Origin of the sequence: Phytoactinopolyspora mesophila (assembly GCF_010122465.1) — a bacterium.
Classification (GTDB): domain Bacteria; phylum Actinomycetota; class Actinomycetes; order Jiangellales; family Jiangellaceae; genus Phytoactinopolyspora; species Phytoactinopolyspora mesophila.
The window spans coordinates 27,591-54,159 of sequence record NZ_WLZY01000003.1; the positions used below are offsets into that span (position 1 = coordinate 27,591).

Genomic DNA, 26,569 nt, shown 5'->3' on the forward strand with positions numbered 1-26,569 from the left:
GTCGAGGAGCAGGCGCTACCCGACTCGTTTCTTCAGCTTGCGTCTCTCCCGTTCGGAGAGACCGCCCCAGATCCCGAACCGCTCGTCATTGGACAGGGCGTATTCCAGGCACTCGGACCTGACTTCACACGACAGGCAGACCCGCTTCGCTTCGCGGGTGGATCCGCCTTTTTCCGGGAAGAACGCTTCAGGATCGGTTTGCGCGCATAGCGCCCGCTCCTGCCAACTCGCCTCCTCGGCGTCGCCTCCGAGCAGGAGGTCTAACTCTTCCCACTCACTCACATGGCTCGCCTCCTTCGACCGCTTCCGGCCCTTGGGACCGGCCCCCGTGGTGCGCCATGGTGGTCGAAGCCACGGAACACCAAACGACACGTACGAAATTACATGGCTGATGTACGTGCGCGTCAAGCGGAACCGTGCTAAATGTTCTCGGTTCATGGTCGCCGAGTTTGAAATCAGCTAGCGGCCGGGCCATCGAGCGCGCGCCTGATCAGCACCTCGATGTCAGCCGGTGCCGGCACATCGTCGGACAGCACCGCCTGCATCAGCAAACCGCACAACAGTACCGCGACCATCCGGCCGGTCAGCGCATCAGTACGCGACTGCAACACCTCTGCCAGGGCGTTGTCCCAGGCCACAGCGGCCTTTCGAAGATGCGGCCGATGCAGCGCGACGGCGTAAAGGTTGTACTCCGCCATGGTGTCGCGACGCTTCTCACCCACCGACTGGACCACGAACTCAGCCAGCGCCGCAGCCAGATCCACATCCGGTTCGAGTGACCTCTCCCACGTCCAGAGTTCGGACACACTGCGCTCCGCCGCCTTCTCGAGAGCGGCGCCCACAAGGTCGTCGAGCGTGGAGAAGTGGTATGTCGTCGAGCCAAGCGGCACTCCCGCCGCGGCGGCGACCCTCCGATGAGTCAGCGCTTCGATGCCGTGCTCGGCAACGACGGAGATGGCCGCACGAGCGATCCGGTCGCGGCGATGGGGATCGTTGGGGCCACGCCCGCGCCGGATTCTCACCTGGCGATCCGTCCCGGCGTCCGCCTGATCGTGGATGCCCGCTCCCACCAGGTCCTCCGCATCGCTTTCCGGCATTACACCCATTCTCTCATCCACCCCCCAGAAGTCTCCGCGATATGGACTCTGGTACACATTTTGTGTACCATCGTACGCATTCTTGGGTGTCCTGGGTCGGAGATCTGCGTCACTGTCCCGCTGATTCCACTCCGGGCGCGACCAGCGACATGAGACCGAGGGGATCGGCCACATGCAGGACCTTTTCGTAAACGGGCGCTGGGTCGGATCGAGCGGATCCGCACCGGGCAGGGTCATACTCAACCCGTACGACGGCAGCCAGCTACGCACCGTCTCCGAGGCAAGTGACGAAGACGTTGACAACGCCGTGGGCGCGGCCCGCTCCGCGTTCGACGACGGACCATGGCGTTCCACGAGCGCCCGCGAGCGAGGCACGCTGTTACGCAGCATCGCCGCTCTGCTGGTGCGCGACCGGGAAGACATCGCCCGGATCGAGAGTCTCGATACCGGCAAGACCCTCGCCGAGGGCCGCATCGACGTCGACGACGTCGTGGCGGTGTTCGAGTACTACGCGGGACTGGCCGATGCCGACGCCGGCCGAGTGGTGGACACCGGCAACCCCGACGTCGTCAGCCGGGTCGTCCACGAACCCGTTGGAGTGTGCGCACTGATCGCGCCATGGAACTATCCCCTGCTCCAGCTGTCGTGGAAAGTGGCACCCGCGCTGGCAGCCGGCAACACGGTGGTCATCAAACCAAGCGAAGTGACGCCTCTGTCCACGATCCACCTGGTCAAGCTGGCCGATGAAGCCGGCATCCCACCCGGCGTGGTGAACCTGCTGCTGGGCTCCGGCCCGGACGTCGGCTCCTCACTGGTCAGCCATCCGGGCGTCGATCTCGTCTCATTCACCGGCGGGCTGGCCACCGGAAAAAAGATCATGGCACTCGCGGCCGCCGACGTGAAGCGTGTCGCGCTCGAGCTCGGCGGCAAGAACCCGAACGTCGTCTTCGCCGACGCAAACTTCGACACCGCGGTCGACTACGCGCTCGCCGCGGCGTTCCTGCATTCCGGCCAGGTGTGCTCGGCCGGGTCCCGGCTGATCGTGCAGGATTCCATCCACGACCGCTTCGTTGCCGAACTCGCCCGCCGGGCCGACGCCATCCGGCTGGGCAACGGCCTGGACGACACCACCGAATGCGGCCCGCTGGTGTCCAGCGAACACCGCGCCAAGGTGGAGCGCTACATCGAGGTCGCGGTCGACGAGGGCGCGCGGCTGGTGACCGGCGGACACCGGCCCGACGATCCCGAGCTGGCCGACGGCTACTTCCTGCGTCCCACCGTGTTCGCGGACTGCCGTTCCGGCATGTCGATCGTGCGTGACGAGGTGTTCGGGCCCGTCGTCACCGTGGAACGGTTCGAGACCGAAGCCGACGCCGTCCGGCTGGCGAACGACACCGAATACGGGCTGGCCGGGGCGGTGTGGACCAGCGACGCGTCGGTCGCGCAGCGGGTCGCCACGGCGCTTCGGCACGGAACGGTCTGGATCAACGACTATCACCCGTATGTCCCCCAGGCCGAGTGGGGCGGATTCGGCAAGTCCGGTGTCGGCCGCGAGCTCGGCCCATCCGGCCTCGACGAGTATCGCGAGGCCAAGCACATCTACCAGAACATCAGACCAGCCCCGATGCGATGGTTCACCGGCGCGACGGACGGGGGCCGCACATGAGCACCGAACGGTATGACTACATCATCGTCGGTGGCGGCTCCGCCGGATGTGTCCTGGCGAACCGGCTGAGTGCGGACCCGTCGAACAAGGTCCTCGTCCTCGAGGCCGGCCGGCCGGACTGGATCTGGGACATCTTCATCCACATGCCAGCCGCGTTGACCATGGTCATCGGCAACCGGTTCTACGACTGGAAATACGTCTCCGAGCCGGAGCCTTACATGGGCGGGCGCCGCGTCTCCCACGGCCGCGGAAAGGTGCTGGGCGGCTCCAGCTCGATCAACGGCATGATCTTCCAGCGTGGCAACCCGATGGACCTGGAACGCTGGGCAAGCGAACCGGGGATGGAATCCTGGGACTACGCCCATTGCCTGCCGTACTTCAAGCGGATGGAGCACTGCGCGGCGGGCGGGGACGAGTGGCGGGGTGAGGGCGGCCCGCTGTGGCTGGAGCGCGGCCCGGCGGAAAACCCGCTGTTCGGCGCCTTCCTCGAGGCGGCCCAGCAAGCCGGCCACCCGCTGACGTCAGACGTCAACGGCTACCGGCAGGAAGGCTTCGCCAGGTTCGATCGGGCGATTCGAAACGGAAGACGCTGGTCCGCCGCACGCGCCTACCTGCATCCGGTCAAGAAGCGGCCCAACCTGACAGTCCGTTGCCTGGCCCACGTCCGGCGCGTCGTGTTCGACGGCAAGCGGGCCGTCGGCGTCGAATACAGCCGGCCCGGCCGCCCGGCCCAGACGGTCCGCGGCGGCGAGATCATCCTGTCCGGCGGCGCGGTCAACACGCCGCAGCTGCTGCAATTGTCCGGCGTCGGCAACCCCGGCGAACTCAGGCCCCTCGGCATCAACATGGTCCACGAACTGCCCGGCGTCGGTGAGAACCTGCAGGACCACCTCGAGGTCTACGTGCAGCACGCGTGCAAGCAGCCCATCTCGTTCAATCCGGCTCTCAAACTGCGAAACCGGCCGAAGATCGGCCTGCAGTGGATCCTCTCGCGCAAGGGCCCCGCCGCGACGAACCACTTCGAGGCCGGCGGGTTCGTCCGCGGCAACGATCAAGTCGATTATCCCAACCTGATGTTCCATTTCCTGCCGATCGCGGTCCGCTACGACGGCACTCCGGTCAACGCCGAACACGGTTACCAGGTGCACATCGGGCCGATGTACTCCGACGTGCGAGGCAGCGTGAAGATCACTTCAGCCGATCCCAAGCGGGCTCCCGCGCTGCGATTCAATTACCTGTCGACCGCCAACGACCGCAGGGAATGGCTCGAAGCCGTGCGGGTCGCCCGGGAGATACTGGCACAGCCCGCCTTCGCCGACTTCGACGGCGGAGAGCTGTCCCCCGGCCCGGATGTCCAGACCGACGAGCAAATCCTCGAGTGGGTCGCCCGCGACGCCGAGACCGCGTATCACCCGTCGTGCACGGCGCGGATGGGCATCGATGAGATGTCAGTGGTCGATCCGTCGTCGATGCGCGTGCACGGCCTGGAAGGACTACGCGTCGTCGACGCCTCGGCCATGCCCTACCTCACCAACGGCAACATCTACGCGCCCGTCATGATGCTCGCCGAGAAGGCCAGCGATCTCATCCTCGGCAACACTCCCCTGCCGGCATCCAGCGCAGACTTCTACCGGCACCACACCACACCCGAAGGGTAGAACCGTGGAGTCAACTCAACAGCCTGACGAACAGGTCGGACAGCCATCCGCACCCGAGACAGCTGACAACGAGTCGAAGCGCAACCGGATCAACCCGGTGGTCTTCTTCGGGTCGTCCGCGTTGATCATCGCGTTGTCCGCGTGGGCGATGATCACTCCGGAAGGGGCCGAGGCGGCCATCGGCACAGTCGTCGAATGGATCTCACACCGTTTCGGCTGGTATTACTTCCTCGCCGCCACGCTATTCCTCGTCTTCGTCGTCTTCATCGCTGCCTCGCGCTACGGGAAGATCAAGCTCGGACCGCAGCACTCCACCCCCGACTACAGCCTGTTCGCGTGGGCCGCGATGCTGTTCGCCGCCGGAATCGGCATCGACCTGATGTTCTTCTCCGTCGCCGGCCCCGTCACGCACTACCTGCTGCCACCCGAAGGCGCGCCGGAAACGATCGAAGCCGCCCGGCAGGGCATCGTATGGACGCTGTTCCACTACGGGATCACCGGCTGGGCCATGTACGCCCTGATGGGCATGGCGCTGGGTTACTTCGCGTTTCGCTACAAGCTTCCGCTGTCGATCCGCTCCGCCCTCTACCCGATAGTCGGCAAGCGGATCTACGGGCCGATCGGCGACGCGGTGGACCTCGCCGCCGTGATCGGCACCATCTTCGGTATCGCGGTGTCGCTCGGCATCGGCGTGGTCCAGCTCAACTTCGGGCTGAACTTCCTGTTCGACATCCCGGTGGGAACCGCCGCTCAGGTCGGCCTGATCGTCGTCGCTGTGCTTATGGCGACCATTTCCGCCGTCGCGGGTGTCGACAAGGGAATCCGCCGGCTGTCCGAGCTCAACGTCGTCCTGGCCATCGTCCTGATGATCTACGTCATCGTCCAAGAGGACCCGATCGACCTGCTGAACGGCCTGGTGCTGAACATCGGCGACTACGTCAGCCGCTTCCCGGGCATGACGATGAACACTTTCGCCTACGACCAGCCGACCGAGTGGCTCAACGACTGGACGTTGTTCTTCTGGGCCTGGTGGATCGCCTGGGCGCCGTTCGTCGGCCTGTTCCTCGCCCGGATCTCACGCGGGCGCACCATCCGGCAGTTCGTGGCCGCCACGCTGGTGGTGCCGTTCCTGTTCACGCTCTCGTTCCTGTCGATCTTCGGCAACGCCGCACTGAGCATCGTGCGCGGGGGCAACGGCGAGTTCGGCGCGACCACCGTCGACGCGCCGGAGGAGGGTTTCTACACCCTGCTGGATCAGTACCCGGGGGTCACCTTCAGCGCGGGGCTGGCGACGTTTGTGGGCCTGCTGTTCTATGTCACGTCGGCCGACTCGGGCGCGCTGGTGATGGGCAACTTCACGTCGCGGCTGGCGTCGACGTCACGAGACGCCTCCCGGTGGGTGCGCATCTTCTGGGCCGCCGCCACCGGCCTGCTGACGCTGGCCATGCTGCTCGTCGGCGGGGTCGACACGCTCACCAGCGCCACCATCGTCATGGGCCTGCCGTTCTCGTTCGTGATGTTCCTGGTGATGTGGGGCCTGTACAAGGCGTTGCGGGTGGAACGGTTCCGCGAGGACGCCATCCGCACCAGCCTGCCGTCGTCGTTGTCCGGCCGGACAACCGTCGAGCCGCGCAGCGTGCACCGGAGCTGGCGGCAACGGCTGGCCCGGGTCATGAGTTATCCGGACAAGGCGGCTGCCACCAGGTTCGTCGAGGAAGTGTGCCGGCCGGCGCTGAACGAGGTGGCAGACGAACTCCGGGAGCAGGGTGCCCGCGCGTCGGTCACTGAGGGCGTGGTCGACGACCTCGGAATCCCGCATCTCACCCTGCAGGTGAGCATGGGCGATGAGGAGGAGTTCAGTTACCGCATCTGGCCGTCGGAATGCAGCACTCCCTCGTTCGCGCCGCGCCGGGTGACCGTGCCGGACACGTATTTCCGGTTCGAGGTGTCCCTGACCGACGGCAGCCAGGGTTACGACGTCATGGGTTACGGCAAGGACCAGCTCATCGGCGACGTCCTCGACCAGTACGAGCGCCACCTCGAATTCCTGCGCCTCTCCCCCTGACCCGTCCGCCTAAATGATCATGTTCGGTGGGTTTCCTCGTGCATCAATAGGTCTGCAGGCATGGTGCCGCCCGAGAAAACCCACCAAACATGATCATTTTGGGAAGGCCGTGGCCGGGGCGGCGGGAGGGCGGGAGGGGTGGGGTAGCGTCGAGCCGTGCTGAAGATAACCGCGCTGGCCGGGGGGATCGGGGGCGGGCGGTTCCTGCGCGGCTTGCTCCGCGCCGTGCCGGACGCCGAGGTCACCGTCATCGGGAACACCGCCGACGACATCAAGCTGCACGGACTCCACGTCAGCCCGGACCTGGACACCGTGATGTACACGCTCGGCGGCGGCGTCCACGAGGACCAAGGGTGGGGCCGCGCCGAAGAAACCTTCTCGGTCGCGGAAGAACTGGCCGCGTACGGCGCCCACCCCCAGTGGTTCACCTTGGGCGATCGCGACATCGCGACGCATCTGGTCCGCACCCAGATGCTCGCCGCCGGCTACCCGTTGTCGGCCGTCACCGAGGCGTTGTGCGACCGCTGGCTGCGTCACCTCCCGGGACGAGGCGTGCGCCTGCTGCCCATGACCGACGACCGCGTCGAAACCCACGTCGTGATCACCGAGGACGGGCAGAGCCGCGCTGTTCATTTCCAGGAGTGGTGGGTGCGTATACACGCGAAGGTCCCGGCCGACCGGATCGTGCTCACCGGCATCGAGTCCGCCACGGCGGCCCCCGGTGTCCTCGAGGCCATCGCCGCTGCCGACGTCATACTGCTCCCGCCGTCCAACCCGGTCGTCAGCATCGGGCCGATCCTGGCGGTCGCCGGCGTCCGCGACGCCGTGGCGTCGTCAGGCGCGCCGGTCGTCGGGCTCTCCCCGATCATCGGGACCGCACCCGTGCGCGGCATGGCCGACGCCGTCCTGACAACAGCGGGCGTCGACGTCACACCGGTCGGCGTCGCCGGGATGTTCAGCGATCTCCTCGACGGCTGGCTGGTACACGAGTCGGACGCCGCCTCGGTCGCGCCCGTCGAAGCCCTCGGGATCAGATGCCGGGCGGTTCCGCTGTTGATGCACGACGTCGATGCGACTGCCGCCATGGCACGCGAGGCACTCGACCTCGCCGAAGGTGTTCGCGGAGGACAACGAAATGAGACCTGAGCCCGCGTTGAGCTTCGAGGTGCGCGGTTTGCCAGGCATCCCGGAGGTCCGTCCCGGCGACGACCTCGCCGCGCTTCTGATCAAAGCGCTGAACGACGTCTCCACGCGACACGACGTCTCCACGCGACACGACGCCGCGACACGATCCGGCGCCGACACCCGAGCGCCGCTACGCGACGGCGATATCGTCGTCGTCACCAGCAAGATCGTGAGCAAGGCCGAGGGCCGTATGTTCGCCGGGATGGACCGCGACGACGCCATCGACGCCGAAGCGGTCCGCACCGTGTCCGAGTGGACGACGCCGCGCGGCCGGACCCGTATCGTCGAGACCAGGCACGGCTTTGTCATGGCCGCGGCCGGCGTCGACGCCTCCAACGTGGCTCCCGGCACCGTCGTTCTCCTCCCCGAAGACCCCGACGCCTCGGCGCGGCGGCTCCGTGACGAGCTGACTGAGCGCCTCGGAGTACATGTCGGCGTCATCCTCACCGACACGGCGGGACGCGTCTGGCGCAACGGCGTGATCGACATGGCGATCGGCGCCGCCGGCATCCGGGCGGTGGACGACCTGCGCGGAGAAACCGACCCCTACGGCAACGACCTCGGCGTCACCGTAGTAGCCGTCGCCGACGAACTCGCCGCCGCCTCGGAACTGGTCCGCACCAAACTGTCCGGCGTCCCCGTCGCCGTCATCCGTGGCCTGGCCCATCTGCTGCTGCCGAAGAACGCCGCACACGATCCGGGTGCCTCAGCGCTCGTGCGGCCATCCTCGGACGACCGATTCCGCCTGGGGACCCCGGAGTCGATGCGCGCGGCCGTCTACGCTCGCCATACGGTGCGCTCGTTTACCGCCGACCCCGTAGATCCGGCCGTGCTGCGCAGAGCCGTCGAGGCGGCCTTGACCGGCCCACACCCGTCTGCCGGCGACCCTCCCGCGCGATTCGTCTTCGTGGAGTCTCACGATGCACGCGCGGCGCTAGCGGATCTCCTCGCCGCGTCCGGCGGAACATCCGGCGACGACGACCCTGCGATGCTGCGCTCCGCGCCCTGTGTTGTGGTGCCTTGCGCCGCTACCCCGGGCGCCACGCCGGTGCCCGATGCCGGCACCTTGCTCGCCGTCGGGGCAGCCGTCGAGAACCTGCTCATCGCGCTGGCCGCGGACGGGCTCGGCTCGGCCTGGATCTTCCCGTCGGCAGAGCTGACCAAGGCGGCCGAAGCACTCGAGCTGCCTACGGGCTGGTCACCTGCCGGCGTCGTCGTGATCGGCCGCCCGGCGGACCCCGTGCCGGAGCATGCGCCACCCGCCGTCGACGCGCACATGGTTATCCGCTGAACGGCTGTTGCGTGGGCCGTGGGCTGATGGTGTCCTCGGCCGACCGTCCGGAGGCGGCGGAGTGAGCGCGCAGTGCGAACGCCGTCGCCGGAGGCCAGGGAGGCCGAGGACACCATCAGCCCACGACCCACGCCACCAGGAACGCTCAGCGAAGAACGCGTAGCCTCGTCACATGGTCTCGACACCCTACGAGCTCCTGCGAACCGAACTGCAGCGCGACGGTTCACGGCCGTTGCTGACGTTCTACGACGACGCTACCGGTGAGCGCGTGGAGCTGTCCGTCACCACCTTCGACAACTGGGTGGCCAAAACCGCCGGCATGCTGCGCGACGACCTCGCGGCCGACGCCGGCGACCGAGCGGTATTGCAGCTGCCGCCCCACTGGCAGACGCTCGTGTGGGCCGGAGCGTGCTGGGCACTCGGCGTGTGTGTCACCGACTCCATCCATAACGCAAGCGTCGTGGTGGCCGGGCCGGACGCTCTCGAAGACGCGGCCGCCTCGGATGTTCAAGACGTCGTGGCGCTTTCGTTGCGGCCGATGGGCGCCCGGTTCACCGATCCGTTGCCGATCGGTGTGCTGGATTACGCCGTGGAGGTTCCGGGCCATCCCGACGTACTCGTTCCGTATGTGCCGCCACCGTCCGAAGAGCTGGCTCTCGAGCATGGAGATTCGGTACACACTCTCAGCGGCGTCCTCGATCTCGCCCGTGATCGGGCCGAGCAGCTGGGCGCCGAGCCGGGTGCCCGGCTGCTGATCGCCGGAGGCGAGCTGCCCTCCGCGCTGATCGATGCGCTCCTGGTGCCGCTCGTCGTCGGCGGATCAGCGGTTCTGGTACGCAACGAAGACACCAGCGCCCGCGCGGCGAGAATCAACAGCGAGCGGGTGACGGTCGAGGCCGTGCCGGCGGAGACCACGTGACGCGGGACGCCTGATGGCCCGGCAAGGCGCCGATCACGTCCCGGCCTCCCCGGACACGCTGACAACGAAAGCAAGCAGACATGGCATCATCGACTCCCGTGCCCGCAATCGACACGCCCACCGTGGACGTCCTCGACGTTTCTGATCTTCGCTTCGCCGGCGGGACGGCGCACAGCATCGCCGAAGAGATCAAGGCCCAGCACAATGCCGGCTACAGCACGGCGCTGATCCACCTCAACGGTCCGCTGGTGGCCAAGGTCTCGCCGGTCAACCCGTCGATCCGGCACGAGATCGAGCAAGGGCACGCCGAGTTGCTGGTCCGTGGCGATCCGGTGCGGGCTCGCCTGGTGGTCATCCGGCATCCAGCGGTGCTCCAGGACGCCGCCGACCAGCTGCCGCCCATCGAAGCTGAGCACGTCGTCATCGTGGCCAATGCGGCGCCACACGATATCGACGGGCACGAACACTACCGGCCTGAGCACGTCCATCGGATCGCCCAGCGCCTCTTCGGGCAGGAACCGCGCTGGGCGCCCATCGGCCCCCTGGTCCGCAAGGCGATCACGTCGCGGGTTCCCCCGTCGGCTCTGATGGAGTCCGACTGGGTGAACATCATCGATGTCGACGCGTGGTCGTCGCCTCGCAGCGACGTACGCGGCGACCAGCCGGTCATCGGCCGGCACAGCCGTTCGTCCCCGCAGAAATGGCCGCGCGACGCGGAGACGTTGCGCGCTGTGTACCCGGTGGATGGCTCGTGGCGGGTGCAGGTGCTAGGCGGTGCGGAGCCGGCCGAAGCGCTGCTCGGCCAGCTGCCCGGCTCCTGGGATGTCTACGAGTTCGGTGCGATGCCGCCTCGCGACTTCCTCGCCGGGCTGGACTTCTTCGTGTATTACCACGATCCACGCTGGATCGAGGCGTTCGGCCGCACCATCCTCGAAGCCCTGGCCAGCGGTGTGCCTGCCGTCCTGCCGCCGCACTTCGAGGAGTTGTTCGGCGACGCCGCGATCTATGCCGACCCGGGTGACGTACGCCGCATCGTGGACGAGCTGTACGCGGATCGTGACGCCTACGAGAAGCAGGTGAAGCGCGCCACCGCCGCCGTACGCGCCCGATTCGGCTACGAGGCGCATGTCGCCCGCATCGCCGGCATCCTCGGCGAACAGCCCGCGCCGGGTCAGGCGGTCACCCCGGCGACCGAGAACGCCAGTCCGCAGCTCCCGCAAGCCGGGCATGCCGAGGAGCCGTACGACGCCCGTCCCCGGATCCTGTTCATCTCGAGCAACGGCTCCGGCATGGGCCATCTCACCCGGCTCCTCTCCTATGCCGTGCGCTGCGCCCCGGAAGCCGAGCCGCACTTCCTGTCGCTGTCTCAGGCCGCACACATCGTCGGCAGCTTCGGTTTCGAATACGAGTACCTGCCGTCGATGACCGCCACCGGCCTCGCACCGGCGCGCTGGCACGCCTACTTCGCCGAGAGCGTGCTGCAGACCATCGACCGGATCCGGCCCACGGCCGTCGTCTTCGACGGCACCTGGCCGTACGAAGGGATCCCGGCGGTCCGGGAAGCGTATCCGGACATCGCCTGGGTGTGGTCACGCCGCGGAATGTGGAAGCCGGGGGTGGGCGGTGACCGGCTGAGCAAGGCCGCTTGGTTCGACGTCGTCATCGAACCGGGCGACTTCGCCGCGCCGGCAGATCGCGGGGTCACGGCGAGCAGCAACGCGGAGCGGGTCGGCCCGGTCACGCTGCTCGACGTTGACGATCTGGACGAACGCGCCGCCGCGCGGGCGGCACTGGGCCTGGACCCGGAACCGCCGATGGCTCTCGTGTCGCTGGGAGCGGGCAACATCAACGACACCAGCGACGACGTCGGCGCCTCGATCGCCGCGCTGCGGGGCATGGGTGTGCAGGTGTGCGTGACTCGCCCGGAGATCGCCGCGGGGGCCGACAATCACCACGACGTGCACGTGGTGCGGACCTACCCGCTGTCGCGCCACTATCGCGCCTTCGACTTGGCGATCAGCGCCTCGGGCTACAACTCGTTTCACGAGCTCTTGCGTTTCGGGGTCCCGACGCTGTTCGTACCGAACCGGGCCACCGCGCTGGACAACCAGGCCGCACGCGCCCAGTACGCCGCGGAGCAGCGCCTGGCCCACCAGCTTCCTTCGGTGTCGGTCGACGCCGCGAAGCCACTACTGGCTGAGCTGATGACGCATGGGGCGCAGATGGTGGAGGGAGTCCGTCAGCTGGATCCAGGCAACGGCGCCGCCGACGCTGCCGCCCACATCACCCGGCTGGTCCCGAACACTAGTGCTCCGTAATGCCACGGCTGAGCCCGGCGCTGTGGCATTATCGTGGACTCGTGACGAGCAATCCGAGAGTGCGTAAGGCTGGCCGATACGTTCGGCGGCTGCCCGGTTATCGCTATGCCCGCCGCGCCATTCTGCCCCGTATCCGGCAGAGTCCGGGCGCGCGTTCGCTGGTCAAGCGGGTGTTCGACGTCGATGCAGCACAGCCCGCCCCGCTCGACGTCGCATCGGGGAATCTGGTCGGTGGAGTCGGCACCGAACGCATGCCCGTCGCCGTCATCATCATGCTCGGCGTCCCGGCTGACCGCGTCGAGCCGATCGTCGACGAGATCGCGCGGCTGCAGCTGCTGACAGCCGGTTTCAGGCCGGTGATCGTCATGGACGCACCCGCGCTCGGTGCGGCCCGTCGTTACGGATTCCCGACCGAACTGCTGATTGCCGAAGACGATTGGACGGACGAACACCAGCCGTGGGACGAGTACGCCCGGCTGAAGCTCGGCCGGATCATCGCCACTTATCGCTGCGTGTCCACGGTCACCGTGGGTCCGGACGGCCTCGACGACACCGGCCGGCTGATCCTCACCAGCTGCGCTCCCATGTCCTGACCTGTCAAGAGCCGCAGCCAGCGACGCCATGAGATCAGCCTGCGCATGGCATACACAGCCGACGACAACCCGCTCGACTATCGTGGGTTATGCCATTATTGCTAAATAGCGCAGATTCTTATTTGTGGATAATGGCGTAACCCACGATAAGGTGAAGGCATGTCGACCGATCCACATCGAGTACCACAGCCCGATCAGGCCGACCAGCACGACGTTCGGGGTGGATCGAAAGCGTCCCGATGGCCCGCCATTACCTACGAGAGCTTGGGTTGGGAACCTCCACCCGACGTGTACATGTCAAAGAACCAACGCCGGCTGCATACAGGCTCGTACTCAGCAGCGATCGTTCCCCACATCGCGGGCCTGCACCCTTCCGTGTCGGCCGACGTGGCGGCGGAAGCAGAGGAAGCGGGCCGGGAGATCACCCGGTTCGATGAATATGTCAGCCGGACGTTCGGCGACACCGAGATAGCACCTCTTCAATCGGTTCTGCTGCGCACCGAGTCGAGTGCATCGTCCCAGATCGAAAATCTTACCGTCGGCGCGAGACAGCTCGCGCTCGCCGAGATCGGCGAAAATTCGAGCGCGAACGCCGCGATCGTCGCCGGCAATGTTCGCGCCATGAATGCGGCCATCGAACTCGCAGAGCAGAACACTGCCGCGTCAATTCTTGCCATGCACGAGGCGGTACTCAACGAAGCAGACGCCGAGCATGCCGGGAAATGGCGTGCGCAACAAGTCTGGATCGGCGGATCGGCTTACGGACCTCACCAAGCCACATTCGTTCCACCTCACCACAGTCGTATCGAGGACGGCATCGCTGATCTGATCAGCTTCGCTGGACGGCTCGACATCCCGCCGCTGCTCCAAGCGTCGATCGTTCATGCCCAGTTCGAGACCATCCACCCGTTCACCGACGGCAACGGGCGAACCGGCCGCGCACTGCTACATGCATCCCTACAGCGACGAGGGGTCACAACCCGCGCAACGGTGCCGATATCGGCCGGATTGCTGTCCGACACGCAGTCCTACTTCCAAGCGCTGACGGCATATCAGGGCGGCGACCTCGACCCCATCGTCGCACGCGTCGCGGAAGCCTCCTACTCAGCGATCACCAATGGACGTGCTTTGATCGAGAATCTAGCGTCCATCCGTGAGGACTGGACGAACCGGATCAAAGCCAGACGCGACGCCGCGGCGTGGAGGCTTCGAGACCTGGTCATAAGCCAACCGGTACTCTCCAACGACGTCGTCACGGATCGGCTCAACGTCGGTTGGCATGCCGCACAAGCAGCGATCGACACGCTGGTAGAGGCGAATGTTCTCCGGGCTGCGAAATCCGGCCGCCGAAATCGAGTCTGGCAGGCCGACGAGGTATTGGCCGAGCTCGAGGCTTTCGCTCAACGCGCTGGGCGCCGCGTCTTCGGCTAAGAGCGCAGGCCCATTGCCGTTCGGTGACCGTCAACGGATCTGGACGGCAAGCGCCGGATCGGGTGCATTGGCGACCTCGGGATGGAAGATCCCGGCCAGCGCCTCGACACCGTCGACGAGCCGTGGCCCCGGCCGGGCGAACGACGCGTTGGCGTCGACGGCCCACAGCGGCACACCAGGCGGCAGCAACTCGCGGGCGACGACGTCGTGCGCCAACTCGCCTGAGGTCTCCAGGCCGTAGCCGCACGGAGCACTCACGACGACGTCGGCCTCGGCCGCCGCGACGTCCTCCCACGTGGTCCGGTATGAGCGGGCGCCGGACTCGCCCAGCACGCAGAGACCGCCCGCGGCCGCCACCATGTCCGGCACCCAGTGCCCGGGCGCGAAGGGCGGGTCGGTCCATTCGAGTACCAGCGCCCGCACCGGCGCTTGTGCCCTGACCTGATCACGCACGACATCGAGCCGTTCCGACAGAGAGGTTGTGAGCCGATCAGCTGTCTCACGCCGGCCGACGGCGTCGCCGATCACGACCACGGATTGCAGGACCTCAGTCAACGTCTGCGGATCGACGGTGAGCACGTCGGCACGGCAGGCCAGGTACTCCAGTGCGTCGTGCACCGTGGACACGTCGACGGCACACACCGCGCACAGATCCTGGGTGAGCACGAGGTCCACGTCCAGCCCGGCCAGCGCCGCCCGATCGAGGTGGTACAGGTCCTCACCCGCGGCCATCCGCTCGTTGACCACCCGGTCGATGCCGGCGGGCGGCAACCCTTCGGGCAGCGCGCTGGTGGACACGATGCGCTTGGTGCGTGCCTGCGGGGGATGGTCGCACTCGAAGGTCACGCCCACGACGTCGTCGCCGGCTCCGAGCGCGAACAGGATCTCCGTCGCCGAGGGCAGCAAGGACACGATCCGCATGATGTCCACGGTAGCCGCGGATGGCCGGGGCACCCGCACCTCGGGCATCCTCAAGCCAACCTCAAATGGGGTTTACCGCATCTGCGCTGCGCTGTAGCGTCCCCCGAATCAAGGGGATCAGCTGCCATGTTCCCGGTATCGAGGAGGCGGGCGTGACCCACACCCGACAGGTACGACATCTACCAGCCGTCATCTTGACGGCCTTCTGTGCTCTGCTGCTGGTCGTCACATACGTCACGCCCAGCCAGGCAGCGCCACGAGAGATCGACAAGCAGCCGACGGCTACCGGCTACGGCGGCGCGGTAGCGGCGCTTGACCCGTATGGTGCCGAGGCCGGCCTGGACATCCTGCGCCGCGGCGGCAATGCCGTCGATGCCGCGGTGGCGGCGTCGGCCGCGTTGGGAGTCACCCGTCCGTACGACGGCAGTATCGGCGGCGGCGGTTTCATGGTGATCTACTCGGCCGAGACCGGCGAGGTCACCACCATCGACTCACGCGAGACCGCGCCCGCGGCCGTCGAACCGGACGTCTTCATCGATCCGGAGACCGGCAACCCCATCCCGTTCCAGGAACGACGAGTGTCCGGCCTGTCGGTGGGTGTCCCCGGCCTCGTGCGCGGTTGGGAGCGGGCGCTCTCCGACTACGGCACGATGCCCCTCCATCGTGTGTTGCAGCCCGCCATCGGCATCGCTCAGCGCGGATTCGTCGTCGACGACGAGCACCAGCGTCGTACTGAGAACAACCTTGCCGTCTTCCGCGACTTCACCTCCAGCAGTGACACGTTCCTCGTCGACGGCGAGGCGCCGCAGGCCGGGACCGTCATCCGCAACCGCGATCTGGCCAAGACGTACCGGCTCATCGGCCGACACGGCTCGGCGGCGTTCTACGAGGGCGAGATCGCCGAAGCCATCGCCGGCGCGGTCACCAACCCGCCTGTGACGCCAGGCTCGGACCGCAACGTCCGCGCAGGTGAGATGACCACCGATGACCTCGCCGCCTATGAGGCCCTCGAGCACGAACCGACGGTCGTGAACTACCGCGGTCACCAGGTGTTCGGCATGGGCCCGCCGTCCAGCGGTGGATCCACGGTGGGCGAGGCGCTGAACATCCTGGAGGGCTTCGACCTGGGTGAGATGGAGCACGCGGACGCGTTGCACCATCTGATCGAGAGTTCGGCCCTGGCCTTCGCGGACCGCAACGCCTACCTCGGCGACGCCGCGTACGTCGACGTGCCGCTGCAGGGACTGCTGTCGAAGGAGTTCGCCGCTGAACGGCGGGCCCTCGTCGGCGACGTCGCGGCTCCGAAGCCGGTGGCCGCCGGCGACCCGTGGCCCTACGACGACGGCGACGGCGGCACCGCGGGCGATCCGGCCACCACCTCGGAGGATGGCTCGACGACCCACCTCACCGTCGCCGACAAGCACGGCAATGTCGTGAGCTACACGTTCACCATCGAGCAGATCGGTGGCAGCGGTATCACCGTTCCCGGCTACGGGTTCCTGCTGAACAACGAGCTCACGGACTTCGAACCGGATCCGGATCACCCGGCCAACGCACCCGCGCCGGGCAAGCGGCCGCGAAGCAGCATGAGCCCGACGATCGTGCTCGGCCCCGACGGCGAGCCGACCGCCGCTTTCGGTTCCCCGGGTGGCGCCCGGATCATCACGGCCGCCCTGCAGGTCGCGGTGAACCAGCTGGACCTGGGCATGAGTCTGCCGGAGGCGATCGCCGCACCGAGGCTGTCCAACCTCAACGGCGCGAGCACCGGCACCGAGCCGGAACTGCTGAATGGACCTGAGGGCGCGGCACTCAGAGCGCGCGGGCACCAGCTGAGCCAGCTCGGAACCATCGGCAACGTGACCGGCGTGGCGTTCCTGCCTGACGGACGTATGCAAGCGGCCGCCGAACCGGAACGCCTCGGCGGCGGGGCCGCCGTCGTGCTCCACCCGTCCGACTAGGCACGGCTTTACCCACGCGGACCTATCGGTGATCGTGAGCGGATTCCAGCTGTCAACCACAGCGAAAATCCGCTCACGATCACCGGTGGTGGCTTCAGCGGTGGACGGCGAAGCCGCCCTGGTGGGCCTCGCTGACGACGCGTGTCTCCACCAGCTCCGGCCGCGACTTGGGTGGGCCGAAGATCGCCTGGAGGCTGACCGCGCTCACCAGATCCAGCGGGCCGGAGACAGCTGCTTCGACGACGTCCGGTTCGGTGCTGTTGCGGATCCAGCCGTTCAGGCCCAGCGGCCCGGCCAGGTTGGCGAACCACTGCCGGTAACCCACGGCCTGCACCTGCCCAGTGATACGTATGCGAACCGCCAGCACGTCGGGCTGCGGCGCGGTAGCCAGCGCGTACTGGCCGGCATAGAAGCCCACCAGGGCCTTGGACACGTTCCTGGGTGGCCCCAGCGCCGGGAAATGGTGCGAGCTCGTGGCCGGCAGGGAGTTCAGCTCACAGACAGCGGCCGCTTGGCTGTCGAGGGGGCGACGGTGGTCCTCGGCCAGCAGATCCACACCCGCATGGTCCAGTCCAGGTACGGCCCGCACGGCCCGCACAGCCAGGTCGAGCAGCGAGGGGTGTGCCTCGTCGAGAACCTCGATGCTCTCGCCACCGCGGGAGATGTTGCCCGCCGTGGTCAGAGTGACCTGTTCTCCCTTCTGGGGCACGGAATCCGGAGTCATGCCGCCAGCGGTCAACAGGTTCACCGCCTCCGACCCCAAGGTCAGCAGCCGGGACCGGAGGTGCGGGTTACGCAGCCGGACGAGATTCTTGGCAAGCACCAGTTCAGCGATGGTGGACCGGCCGTCCCCGGTCACGCCGCCGGGCCGCCGGCTCAGCACCGACACCACGCCGCCGCCGACCACCAGGAAGCGGTAATCCGTTCCTGGAATGTGTTTCTCGACGATGACCTGCTCGTAGCCGTCGTCGCGCAGCCGGGAGAACGCCCGGAGGAACCGGTCCGCACCGGTGATGTTCGAGACGACGCCGGTGCCGCCCTTGCCCTCGGGCGGTTTGACCACGACCGGCCAGCCGAGCGTCTCGGCGAATTCCAGAGCCGACCGGCGATCCGGGGCGGCGAAGAGCTGTCCCCGTGGCACCGAGACTCCAGCGCGAGCCAGATATGCACGGGTGACCTGCTTCTGGCCACATATCTTCGCTACCAGGCGACTCGTGGACGGGCCGGTGGTGCAATGGAACCCGATCGAGCGGCCCTCGGTGTCTTCCGCGTGGAAATCGACGCCCCGGAAGCGGACCGTCGCAAGGCCGAGCCGTCTCGCCTCCTTCTCGAGGAGGTAGCTGTCGAGGGAGTTCTTGCCAAGCGTCTCCAACCCCGTGGCGTCGAAGGTGTTCTGCTCCGTGCCCGTGTCTACCGGTTCCGGGCTGAGCCGGCCCAGTGCTGCCCGCCCCATCCATGTCACGACGCGGGCAAGACTCGGCTGTACACCCAGCCCGGCAGGTGCTGCCCCTTCCTCGGCTCCGGGCATGCCCCCGAGTTCGACGTTGATCCGGCCCGGCAGGTAGAAGTCGAGCTTCGGCAGGACCTGTGCGGCCGCCTCGATCGCCGCCGCTTCCAGGTCGGTGACCCGGCCCGGGCTCGACAGGATGACGGTCACCGCCGGATCGGCGGCCAGCGCACGCTCCACGACCCGGATGGCTGTGCCGAGGCCGCGCCGGAGGTCGACAGACACCGCCCGGACCGGACCGTCCTGGAGGAAGCCGCTGAGGTCGTCCAGTGACTCCACGCTCTCATCCAGCACGATACGCAGTTCAGGCTTACCCCCGGCAGCGTCAGGGCCGGTCAAGGTGTGCGCGCGGCGGATCAACGCCGCCAACGCATCTCGATGCAGGCGGCGCACCGGCTGTTCCAACAGTATCGGCCGGGTGAGCCGGCCGTCGGCCAGCATTGAGGCGATCTCGTCCACGAGCCCTTCGGCCTGCTCCACCGAGTACCGGCCAGCGCATTCGAGCCACAGGGGATGGGCGCCCCCGGCAGCGGCGCCGGCACGTTCAGCGGCCAGCAGCGCATCGAGGTCCCGTGCCGGTTCTCCCCGCGCCGCAAGCCGGACGGCCGGATACCTGCCGCGCTGGGCCCCGACCTTCTCTTCGACCACCGACACGCTTGAGCCTGCCGGAACGGTGCGGGCCGAACGCGACGGAACCGCACGGCGAGCGCCGAGCATCGTCGGCAGGCTGACGCCCGCGGCTCGGGCGATCGCGTCGAGGAGTCCGGTTTCGACGGCGCCGACGACGGTGTCCAGCGCGCCACGTTGCCGACGCGTCAGTGCCGCTGGCGCAACCGCGTCCCGAAAACGGCGGGCAACCTCTGCCGCGCAGTCGAGGGGGTTGTCCGCGTCCAGGCCGGTGCCGGCGAGGACATTCACCGCTTCGTCCAGCGCGTGCGCCATCGACGCGGTATTCCAGGGCGACTGCGTGCCTCGAGGAAACGACGCTGCGGTTCCCGCAGCCTGCTGCTGTTCTCCAGCCTGAACTCGAAGGTACACCGCGACACCAAGCCAGCCCGGCCGGATGGAACGCGGGCCCGGGTCTCCCGGTTCAGTCACCTCGCTGAGCAGCGCGTCACAGATCCGCATCATTGATTCCTCACTAGTGATTCCTTCATCGCATCTTCATGACTCACCAGATACGCTCCCGGTCAGCCTTTCAGCTTCAGGCGCAGGGGCACTCCCGGGTTCTCGAGGACGCCAGTTTCCTCGAATGAGCAACCCCCAGACAGTGTGATGCGGCTAACATGGGGAACCGAATAAGAGGGGCGGGCCGCAAGCAGATTCGTTGATGGGTGAGCAGGTCGTCGGTACAGTACGCACACCCGAGCTTGTGGGCTGCATTAATCAGGGGACGTCAATGGCAGTGCACGCTATTTTCATGACGCGGGTGCGAGTGGGTATGCACCCGTGATGACCATCGATGCGGCTTCTCAGCGGTCGCCGGTAGCCCCTCATATTTATGACGGCTACCAGGTCCATCGCGCCGCGCTCGCCTACGGGCTGACAGTGCTGGCCCTGCCTCGCCAGGTGCTCCTGGCTGGCCGGAAATCTGCCGTTCCGGCTGCGATCTCGTTCACGCATGGCGTTCCGGAAGCGTCGACGATGTCCGCGGTCACCTACGCCCAGGACCGGCGACTACGCCGGGCATTGCTGGAACGCGTCGGATTGCCGGTACCGAGAGGAGCGACGTTCACCTGGCGCAGCATCGACAGAGCTGCCCAATGGGTCGCCCGGGAGCCCGGGTATCCCGTCGTCGTCAAAGAGACGGTCGGGGAGAATCCGGCCAAGACCATTCTCGACGTGTCGTCGGATGACGAACTGATGGCCGCATTCCAGGTCTTGCGCCGCCGGAGGCCCGAAGACCGCTCCCCAGGGCGAAACCGCGATCTCGCGGGTTACGCCGCCAACCGGCTCGGATTCCAGATCGACGACGACGGCAACGAGGTCGCGCCTCCACGCACGCGGTTCCTGATCGAGCGGCAACTCCGCGGCGTGTACGTACGGATCTTCGCTTGCGGCGACGAAACCCCGGTTTCGGTCGTGATGGACCCGCGCACCGGAGAACCGGTGCGGGACGTGTCCGCGCAGCTCGATGCCTCGTTCAGCACGGTCGCCCTTCGAGCGGTACGTGGTGTGCCGGGCTTGGCCGCCGCTACGGTAGACATCATCCTCGAAGATCCCACTTCCCCGGCTGACACCCAGGAACATCACATCGTCGAGCTGGCCGAGCGCCCACGTGCGGCCAGCTACGCGACGGCGGATGAGTCACTCGGTGACCGCATCGGGGACACTTTGGTTCGTTTCCAGGCCGGGCAGGCGAATCTCGTTCTTCCTCCGCAGCGCAAGGCGATCACCACAGACATACGGGTCGAGGGTCTGCGCGACGCCGCGGCGGTCGCCGCCGGTTTCACCACCGCGGCTTCCGGTTACGACGTCGATGGGGCGGTCGCGGTGACCGATGACCTCGAAGGAATCGTCGCAGGCACCTGCCATGGGACCCCGGCGGCTATCGCCGCGCTGAACGAGTCACTGATGAACGGGGATCTCCTCGGCGACCGCTCGTCGTGTATCGAATCTCGCGTGGAAGCTTGAGATGACTGTAGAGAAGACCAACTCCACCACGCCCCCCGCGGGGCGGCCGCGCAACAGCGAGCTGTCGATCACCGCGATCCGGATCATGCGGCTGCGTGCCTCAGGTGACGAGACAACGCCCGCGCAAGCCGTCGCACATGTGCAGGGCATGGACGGAAACCGGACCATTTCGGTTTTCGGTACGGTCGACGTCCATCCGGAGCGGGACAACCACCACTTCACCGCTGAGGCGTGGGCCGCCGTAGAAACCTTGATCGGCGAACTGGTCGGCCGACCGGTACCGGTCGCTGGCGTCCGGGGTGTCGACCTCGTCCTCGACCCGGTCACCAGCCGTCTCGAGACAGAGATCAAGGCGGCCGCGCGAGCTGCGCAGGCGGCCGGTGTCCTACACCGGCCGATCCGGCGTCGCGCGAGGCGGGTAGCCCGGATGGGCGTCAACATCGTCAGGCGCCGGCGAATCCGCCCCGCCAGCGAGGTACGTGTCTCCCGGCTCTTACCGGTCGCGGCGTTACGCGCCGCGCTCATCGGTGCCGCGGAATCCGTGGCCACCGGCGTCACCCAGGGCACCAACGGCCGCCAGAGCTGGTATGCAGGCGAGCTCACGGAGTTCTACGACACACACGTCGATCGCGTCGGTCGTTACGCGTGTGCGCCGCCGCCAGCCCAGCCGTCCATCGACGGCCAGAGTGCGAACACGTTTCCCGACGTGGAGTACGTCGGCCTGCTGCCGAAAGACGGCACCAAGGGACACCTGCTCGAGCGTGAAGCCCTCCGCTACGGCCTCAATAGCGTCCGTTTCCCGAACGGCACATTCTTGGTCAGCGACGCAGACGGGCGCCAGCTGAACTTCAAGTGGGGCCGGTCTCCCATCGCCAGCGGGGTCTCGCTATCGATCTGCAGCTACAAAGAAGCCACCCGCCGATTGCTGGCTCAAGTTGATGTCCCGGTGCCGCGGGGCCGCGTCTTCGGAGCTGACCAGCTCGACAAGGCCCTCGACTACGCCGACCGCATCGGTTACCCGGTTGTCTGCAAGCCGGTGGCCGGGCTGCGCGGCATCGGCGTGGTCACCAATGTCCGCAGCCGCGAAGAACTGGTAGTGGCGCTCGACCTCTATGCCAAGAGCCAGCTCGGCAGCGACGATTTCGTCATCGAACAGCATGTGACCGGATCGGATTACCGCATCGTCGTGATCGGCGGCGAGGTTGTCGCTGCCGTGGTCCGCGAGCCCGCGTCCGTCATCGGAGACGGCGTACACACCATCGTCGACCTGATCGAGTACAAGAACCGGATCCGTGCCCTCAATCCGCATCTGCGCTCCCGCCGGATCCAGTTCTCCGACGCCATGAGGTACCAGCTCGCGCAGGCCGGGCTCACCTTCGCCTCCGTTCCCGAACCCGGACAGGTCGTCACGCTGGCGAACTCAGCCAACCTCTCCACCGGCGGCGACAGTTTCGAGGTTGCTCACGAACTCCATCCCTCCATCCGCGAAACCGCGGTGCGGGCCGTCGAGGCCATACCTGGCCTGGGCTTCTGCGGTCTCGACATGTTGATCGACGATCACCGCAAGCCGATCAACGAACAATCGGCAACGGTCATCGAGCTGAACGCACATGCCGCCATCGGCAGCGCGCAGTACCCGATGTGGGGCACGCCGACACCAGTCGCCAAGCTCTTCTTCGAGCAATGCGCGAAGGCCTACGACATCACGCTGCCCGAAACACAGGCGGATCGCCTGTCAGTGCGAACCGTTGTGCGGGGAAAGGTCACCGGCGTCGCCTTCCGCCGCTGGTTCCGGCGGCGGGCCGAACGCTTCGGCGTAGCCGGACACATCGAGAACACCGGCCGCAAAGAGGTGACCATCCTCATGGACGGCCCGGCCGACGCGGTCTCAGCGCTGGTGTATCTGGCGATCCTCGGACCACGCAAGTCCGGGCCGACGTCGGTCACCACCACGCATGTGCTGCCGTTCGAAGACGCGGGCTTCCGGATCCTGCGTGGCGCCAGCCTCGACCGTGCGCGTCGGCTGCCAGGACGTTTAGCCCGCCGTTCCGTGGCGGTGCTGCGCGGTGGCTCGCAAGAACCCGAGGATCCTCCTGAAGATGTGCAGGCTGTGAACCCCGGGGCAGATTCGCGGTGAATCCACTAACGGGCTCCCCTCAGCAGCCACAGATCGACATCACGCGCAGCACGTGGCGGCTGCCGAAACCGGTCAGCCATCTTGACATCCTCCTGCTCGGCGACACCGCGTTCGGCGAAAGCTACCAAGACAAGCGAGCCGAACGCGGCAGACCAAACATCCTGCACGAACACGGGTACAACCACGGCTTCGAACACGTCCGGACCCTCCTGGCCGACGTCGATCTCGCGGTGGCGAACCTGGAGACTCCGCTCACGGACCGGCGAGAGTCACCGTTCCAGGGAATTCGCCCGTACCTGCACTACGGAGATCCTGGACTCACCATCCAGCACCTGCTGAAACACAACATCCAAGCCGTCACCCTGGCCAACAATCACACTCACGACTTCGGCGTTCCGGGACTGCTCGATACCCTGTCCGCCCTCGAGACGAACGGCGTCCTCACGGCCGGCGCCGGCCGTGACCTGAACGCCGCGCGACGGCCGCTGCGGGTACAAGCCGACCTGCTGGACCCGGACCAGCCGCGGCGCCCCCACCCGTTCAGGCTGTCGATGTTCAGCGTCTTCCGAGGCGGCCGGCAGTTCCGAGACGTCTTGAAGGCCTACGCCACCGCCGACCAACCAGGTTCGGCGTCGTTGTCTATCAGTGCGCTGAGCCGCCGCATCAACTCGATTCGCGAACAGTATCCCGACGAGTTCATCGTCGTCGCCCCGCACTGGCGCCGCGACTACCAATGGCGTTCAGAACGTCAAGCAGACAGCGCGCGAGAATTGATCTCGGCAGGCGCCGACTTGATCGTCGGGCACGGCAGCCACATGCTCCAGGAGATCGAGCTCATCGGCGGCCGCTGGGTGTTCCATGGCATCGGCAACTTCCTTTTCAATAGCCCGGGTCGCTACGCCAAGCTCGGCGTCCACCCGTACAGCCTCATGGCACGCCTGAGCGTCACTCATGATCAGCGCACGCTCAGGCTCTACCCGATCGTCACCGACAACCGTCGTACTGGTTATCAGCCGCGGCCAGTCGACAGTGCACAGTTCGGTGAGATCCACACATTGCTCATCGGCCAGACGAATGCGCAGGAAGCGTTCCGTAGCAGTTTCTGGGCCGCCGAAGATGAACACGGCCATCATCTAGCTGCGCACCTACCAGCCCCGGGAGCACCACCGCTGGGTTCCGCTTCAGGGGCTGAACAGGCGAGTCCCGCTGACCCAGAGCCCAACCTCTCCGCCCCTCACACCGTCCGGATCGACTCCACTCGCGACATTAGTACGCAACTCATCGCCGGTGAACTTCAGCAGCGTGGCTTTGATGTCCAATGGCTGGCCCGCAACTACATCATGGCCGATGCCGACGGCATCAGGTTGGGCTATATCGCCACCGACTCTCATGCGACAGGTGCCGCTGGGGTTCGTGCGGCAAAGCGAAAAGATCTCACGCGCAAGCTGTTGACCGACGCAGGACTGACCATTGCCCGGGGGGCCGCGTTCGATCCCGAGAACGGCCGAGCCGAGGCAGCCCAGCTCGCTGCGGACCTCACCCAAGTCGTCGTCAAGCCTGTTGATGGCAACATGGGCCGAGGCGTCACCGTCGGCGTGACCGGGCCGGCGGAGTTCGATCGGGCTTGGAACAGCGCCGCCGGCAATACTCGACGAGGCGTACTGGTCGAAGAGCAGTTCATGGGCACCGAGGGACGGTTCCTGGTGGTCGGTGAACGTTGCATCGCCGCGATCAGGCGAGTTGCCCCTTACGTCGACGGCGACGGCCACACCAACATCACCGACCTGATCAGGTTCAAGAACGTTGAGCGCGCCAAGAACCCGAACCTTCGGAAGAGATTGATCGAGATCGACGACCACCGCCTGGATGTGCTCCGTGAGCAGGGCTACGACTTGACCAGTGTGCCGTCGGCGGGGGCTCGGATCCAGCTCGACCTCAAGGGCAACATCTCCACAGGCGCCGAGAGCGTCGACATCACCGAGGACGTTCATCCTTCGTTCCTGGACGTTGCCGTACGTGCAGCAGCCGCTTTTCCCGGGCTCGACGTCGCCGGCGTCGACATCATCGCCCACGATTTCGCCCAACCTGCCGCCGACGAGAACTACATCGTCTGTGAGATCAACAACCGACCCGGGATCGGCTCACACCACTTCCCGGTACACGGCATCCCGAGAGACGCCGCTGCGGCGATCGTCGAATTGCATCTCGCAGCGGCCGCCCGGCGGCCGACCACGGCGCCTTCGGCTAGGATCGGCGGCGCAGCCGCCGCCACCCGGCGCTCATCTGGCTCAGGCAACACCATGCTCGAGATGGAGTTGACCCGCCGCGGTGTCACGAACTCCAGACTCGACTCGGGTTTCCTCATCGCAGAACACAACGGACGACGTCTCGGGTATTGGGGAACGCTGACCCATCGCACAGGCCGGGCCGGCATAAGGGCGGCGGCACAGCCGGACTTGTCCTGGCGGTTGCTTACCGAAGCCGGTCTGAGCACACCTTCAGGCCGCGCCTTCGACATCACCGAGGCCGACGCTGCTCGCGAGATCGCCGCCTCGCTCGGCACCGTGACCATCACACCGGTCGCCAGTGGCGGCAAGGGGGCCATCAACGGCATCCGCGAGGCTGGCGATTTCGACCGCGCCTGGGAACAGACAACGCCCCTCGCCAGCAGTCGTCGCGTCCTCCTCACTCAGGATTTCGACGGCGTCGCAGCACGATTCCTCGTCGTGGGTGGCCGATGCGTGGCGGTAGGCATGACCGAAGACGGGCGGTTCGTCGACCTGACCGACCAGGCGCATCCGTCCTTCGATGAGATCGTGTCCCGCGCCACGGCCGCGTTTCCCGGTCTCGATGTGGCCGAGGTCATCATCGTTGCGCGGGACATCAATGCTCCAGCAGAGTCTGGCAACCACGTGGTCACAGCCGTCCAGACCCGGCCGGATCTCTTGCCGTACCACTTCCCGGATGAGGGTCGGCCGCGGGACGTGGCAAGCGCGATCGTCGACCTCCACCTCCGGGAGGTGAACGGGTCTACAGACTAGTCCGCAGCAACAAGGAACATTGCGGGAGCGCATCATCTACCCGTCGATACGTACCTTCGCCCTGTTTGAAGGGGCGACGGCGCGATCGTGCGGGCCGCAATACACGAATAACACTCTTACTTCGTTTCACCGTTCTGAGGGGGACGGC

General features: G+C 66.9%; 17 protein-coding genes. 13 read left to right on the forward strand and 4 right to left on the reverse strand.

The window, feature by feature from the left end:
* Nucleotides 1-15: 15 nt before the first annotated feature.
* Nucleotides 16-282 (reverse strand): WhiB family transcriptional regulator, encoded by a 267-nt coding sequence (locus F7O44_RS10025; protein ID WP_162450120.1) that lies wholly within the window; start codon nt 280-282, stop codon nt 16-18.
* Between the two features lie 173 nt (nt 283-455).
* Nucleotides 456-1,097: a TetR/AcrR family transcriptional regulator gene (locus F7O44_RS10030; protein ID WP_162450121.1), complete on the reverse strand. Its 642-nt coding sequence runs from the start codon at nt 1,095-1,097 to the stop codon at nt 456-458.
* Nucleotides 1,098-1,269: 172 nt separating this feature from the next.
* On the opposite strand from F7O44_RS10030, the gene F7O44_RS10035 reads away from it, so the two are divergent.
* From F7O44_RS10035 to F7O44_RS10075, 9 genes are all read left to right on the forward strand, one after another.
* Nucleotides 1,270-2,763 (forward strand): aldehyde dehydrogenase family protein, encoded by a 1,494-nt coding sequence (locus F7O44_RS10035; RefSeq protein ID WP_162450122.1) that lies wholly within the window; start codon nt 1,270-1,272, stop codon nt 2,761-2,763.
* Nucleotides 2,760-4,421, forward strand: coding sequence for a choline dehydrogenase (betA, locus tag F7O44_RS10040; RefSeq protein WP_162450123.1), 1,662 nt, complete (start codon nt 2,760-2,762; stop codon nt 4,419-4,421). The genes F7O44_RS10035 and betA overlap by 4 nt, the downstream gene beginning before the upstream one ends.
* A 4-nt stretch (nt 4,422-4,425) precedes the next feature.
* Nucleotides 4,426-6,486 (forward strand): choline BCCT transporter BetT, encoded by a 2,061-nt coding sequence (betT, locus tag F7O44_RS10045; RefSeq protein ID WP_162450124.1) that lies wholly within the window; start codon nt 4,426-4,428, stop codon nt 6,484-6,486.
* A gap of 159 nt (nt 6,487-6,645) precedes the next feature.
* Entirely contained in the window at nt 6,646-7,632 is a 987-nt protein-coding gene (gene cofD / locus F7O44_RS10050) for a 2-phospho-L-lactate transferase (protein ID WP_162450498.1), read from the forward strand.
* On the forward strand, nt 7,622-8,962 hold the full coding sequence (locus tag F7O44_RS10055) for a coenzyme F420-0:L-glutamate ligase (protein ID WP_162450125.1): 1,341 nt from the start codon (nt 7,622-7,624) through the stop codon (nt 8,960-8,962). Before cofD ends, F7O44_RS10055 begins: the two co-directional genes overlap by 11 nt.
* 172 nt (nt 8,963-9,134) lie before the next feature.
* The gene (locus tag F7O44_RS10060; protein WP_162450126.1) at nt 9,135-9,881 is read left to right on the forward strand and encodes a TIGR03089 family protein; all 747 of its coding nucleotides are present in this window, start codon (nt 9,135-9,137) and stop codon (nt 9,879-9,881) included.
* Between the two features lie 98 nt (nt 9,882-9,979).
* Entirely contained in the window at nt 9,980-12,199 is a 2,220-nt protein-coding gene (locus F7O44_RS10065) for a glycosyltransferase (RefSeq protein WP_162450127.1), read from the forward strand.
* Nucleotides 12,200-12,240: 41 nt separating this feature from the next.
* Nucleotides 12,241-12,792 (forward strand): hypothetical protein, encoded by a 552-nt coding sequence (locus tag F7O44_RS10070; protein ID WP_162450128.1) that lies wholly within the window; start codon nt 12,241-12,243, stop codon nt 12,790-12,792.
* Between the two features lie 159 nt (nt 12,793-12,951).
* Nucleotides 12,952-14,223, forward strand: coding sequence for a Fic family protein (locus F7O44_RS10075; protein WP_162450129.1), 1,272 nt, complete (start codon nt 12,952-12,954; stop codon nt 14,221-14,223).
* A gap of 30 nt (nt 14,224-14,253) precedes the next feature.
* On the opposite strand, the gene F7O44_RS10080 is transcribed toward F7O44_RS10075, so the two are convergent.
* Nucleotides 14,254-15,144: an ABC transporter substrate-binding protein gene (locus F7O44_RS10080; protein WP_162450130.1), complete on the reverse strand. Its 891-nt coding sequence runs from the start codon at nt 15,142-15,144 to the stop codon at nt 14,254-14,256.
* A gap of 152 nt (nt 15,145-15,296) precedes the next feature.
* Here F7O44_RS10080 and ggt point away from each other — a divergent pair, with 152 nt between their 5' ends.
* Nucleotides 15,297-17,102, forward strand: coding sequence for a gamma-glutamyltransferase (gene ggt, locus F7O44_RS10085; RefSeq protein WP_222851237.1), 1,806 nt, complete (start codon nt 15,297-15,299; stop codon nt 17,100-17,102).
* A 94-nt stretch (nt 17,103-17,196) separates the two neighbouring features.
* On the opposite strand, the gene F7O44_RS10090 is transcribed toward ggt, so the two are convergent.
* The gene (locus F7O44_RS10090; RefSeq protein ID WP_162450132.1) at nt 17,197-19,737 is read right to left on the reverse strand and encodes an acylphosphatase; all 2,541 of its coding nucleotides are present in this window, start codon (nt 19,735-19,737) and stop codon (nt 17,197-17,199) included.
* A gap of 324 nt (nt 19,738-20,061) precedes the next feature.
* Here F7O44_RS10090 and F7O44_RS10095 point away from each other — a divergent pair, with 324 nt between their 5' ends.
* The 3 genes from F7O44_RS10095 to F7O44_RS10105 are packed head-to-tail and all read left to right on the forward strand — an operon-like array spanning nt 20,062 to nt 26,421.
* The gene (locus tag F7O44_RS10095; RefSeq protein ID WP_162450133.1) at nt 20,062-21,243 is read left to right on the forward strand and encodes a hypothetical protein; all 1,182 of its coding nucleotides are present in this window, start codon (nt 20,062-20,064) and stop codon (nt 21,241-21,243) included.
* Between the two features lies 1 nt (nt 21,244).
* Nucleotides 21,245-23,380, forward strand: a complete 2,136-nt coding sequence (locus F7O44_RS10100) for an acylphosphatase (protein ID WP_162450134.1) — start codon at nt 21,245-21,247, stop codon at nt 23,378-23,380.
* A complete protein-coding gene (locus F7O44_RS10105) occupies nt 23,377-26,421 on the forward strand; it encodes a CapA family protein (RefSeq protein ID WP_162450135.1) in 3,045 nt (1,014 codons plus the stop codon). Before F7O44_RS10100 ends, F7O44_RS10105 begins: the two co-directional genes overlap by 4 nt.
* Nucleotides 26,422-26,569 lie beyond the last annotated feature (148 nt).

Excerpts from the sequence above, each read along its gene's own strand:
- F7O44_RS10060 (WP_162450126.1), top strand. The coding sequence starts at position 9,135 with ATGGTCTCGACACCCTACGAGCTCCTGCGAACCGAACTGCAGCGCGAC.
- F7O44_RS10095 (WP_162450133.1), top strand. The coding sequence starts at position 20,062 with ATGACCATCGATGCGGCTTCTCAGCGGTCGCCGGTAGCCCCTCATATT.
- F7O44_RS10055 (WP_162450125.1), top strand. The coding sequence starts at position 7,622 with ATGAGACCTGAGCCCGCGTTGAGCTTCGAGGTGCGCGGTTTGCCAGGC.
- F7O44_RS10080 (WP_162450130.1), bottom strand. The coding sequence starts at position 15,144 with ATGCGGATCGTGTCCTTGCTGCCCTCGGCGACGGAGATCCTGTTCGCG.
- betA (WP_162450123.1), top strand. The coding sequence starts at position 2,760 with ATGAGCACCGAACGGTATGACTACATCATCGTCGGTGGCGGCTCCGCC.
- F7O44_RS10100 (WP_162450134.1), top strand. The coding sequence starts at position 21,245 with ATGACTGTAGAGAAGACCAACTCCACCACGCCCCCCGCGGGGCGGCCG.
- F7O44_RS10035 (WP_162450122.1), top strand. The coding sequence starts at position 1,270 with ATGCAGGACCTTTTCGTAAACGGGCGCTGGGTCGGATCGAGCGGATCC.
- F7O44_RS10030 (WP_162450121.1), bottom strand. The coding sequence starts at position 1,097 with ATGCCGGAAAGCGATGCGGAGGACCTGGTGGGAGCGGGCATCCACGAT.
- F7O44_RS10075 (WP_162450129.1), top strand. The coding sequence starts at position 12,952 with ATGTCGACCGATCCACATCGAGTACCACAGCCCGATCAGGCCGACCAG.
- F7O44_RS10090 (WP_162450132.1), bottom strand. The coding sequence starts at position 19,737 with ATGCGGATCTGTGACGCGCTGCTCAGCGAGGTGACTGAACCGGGAGAC.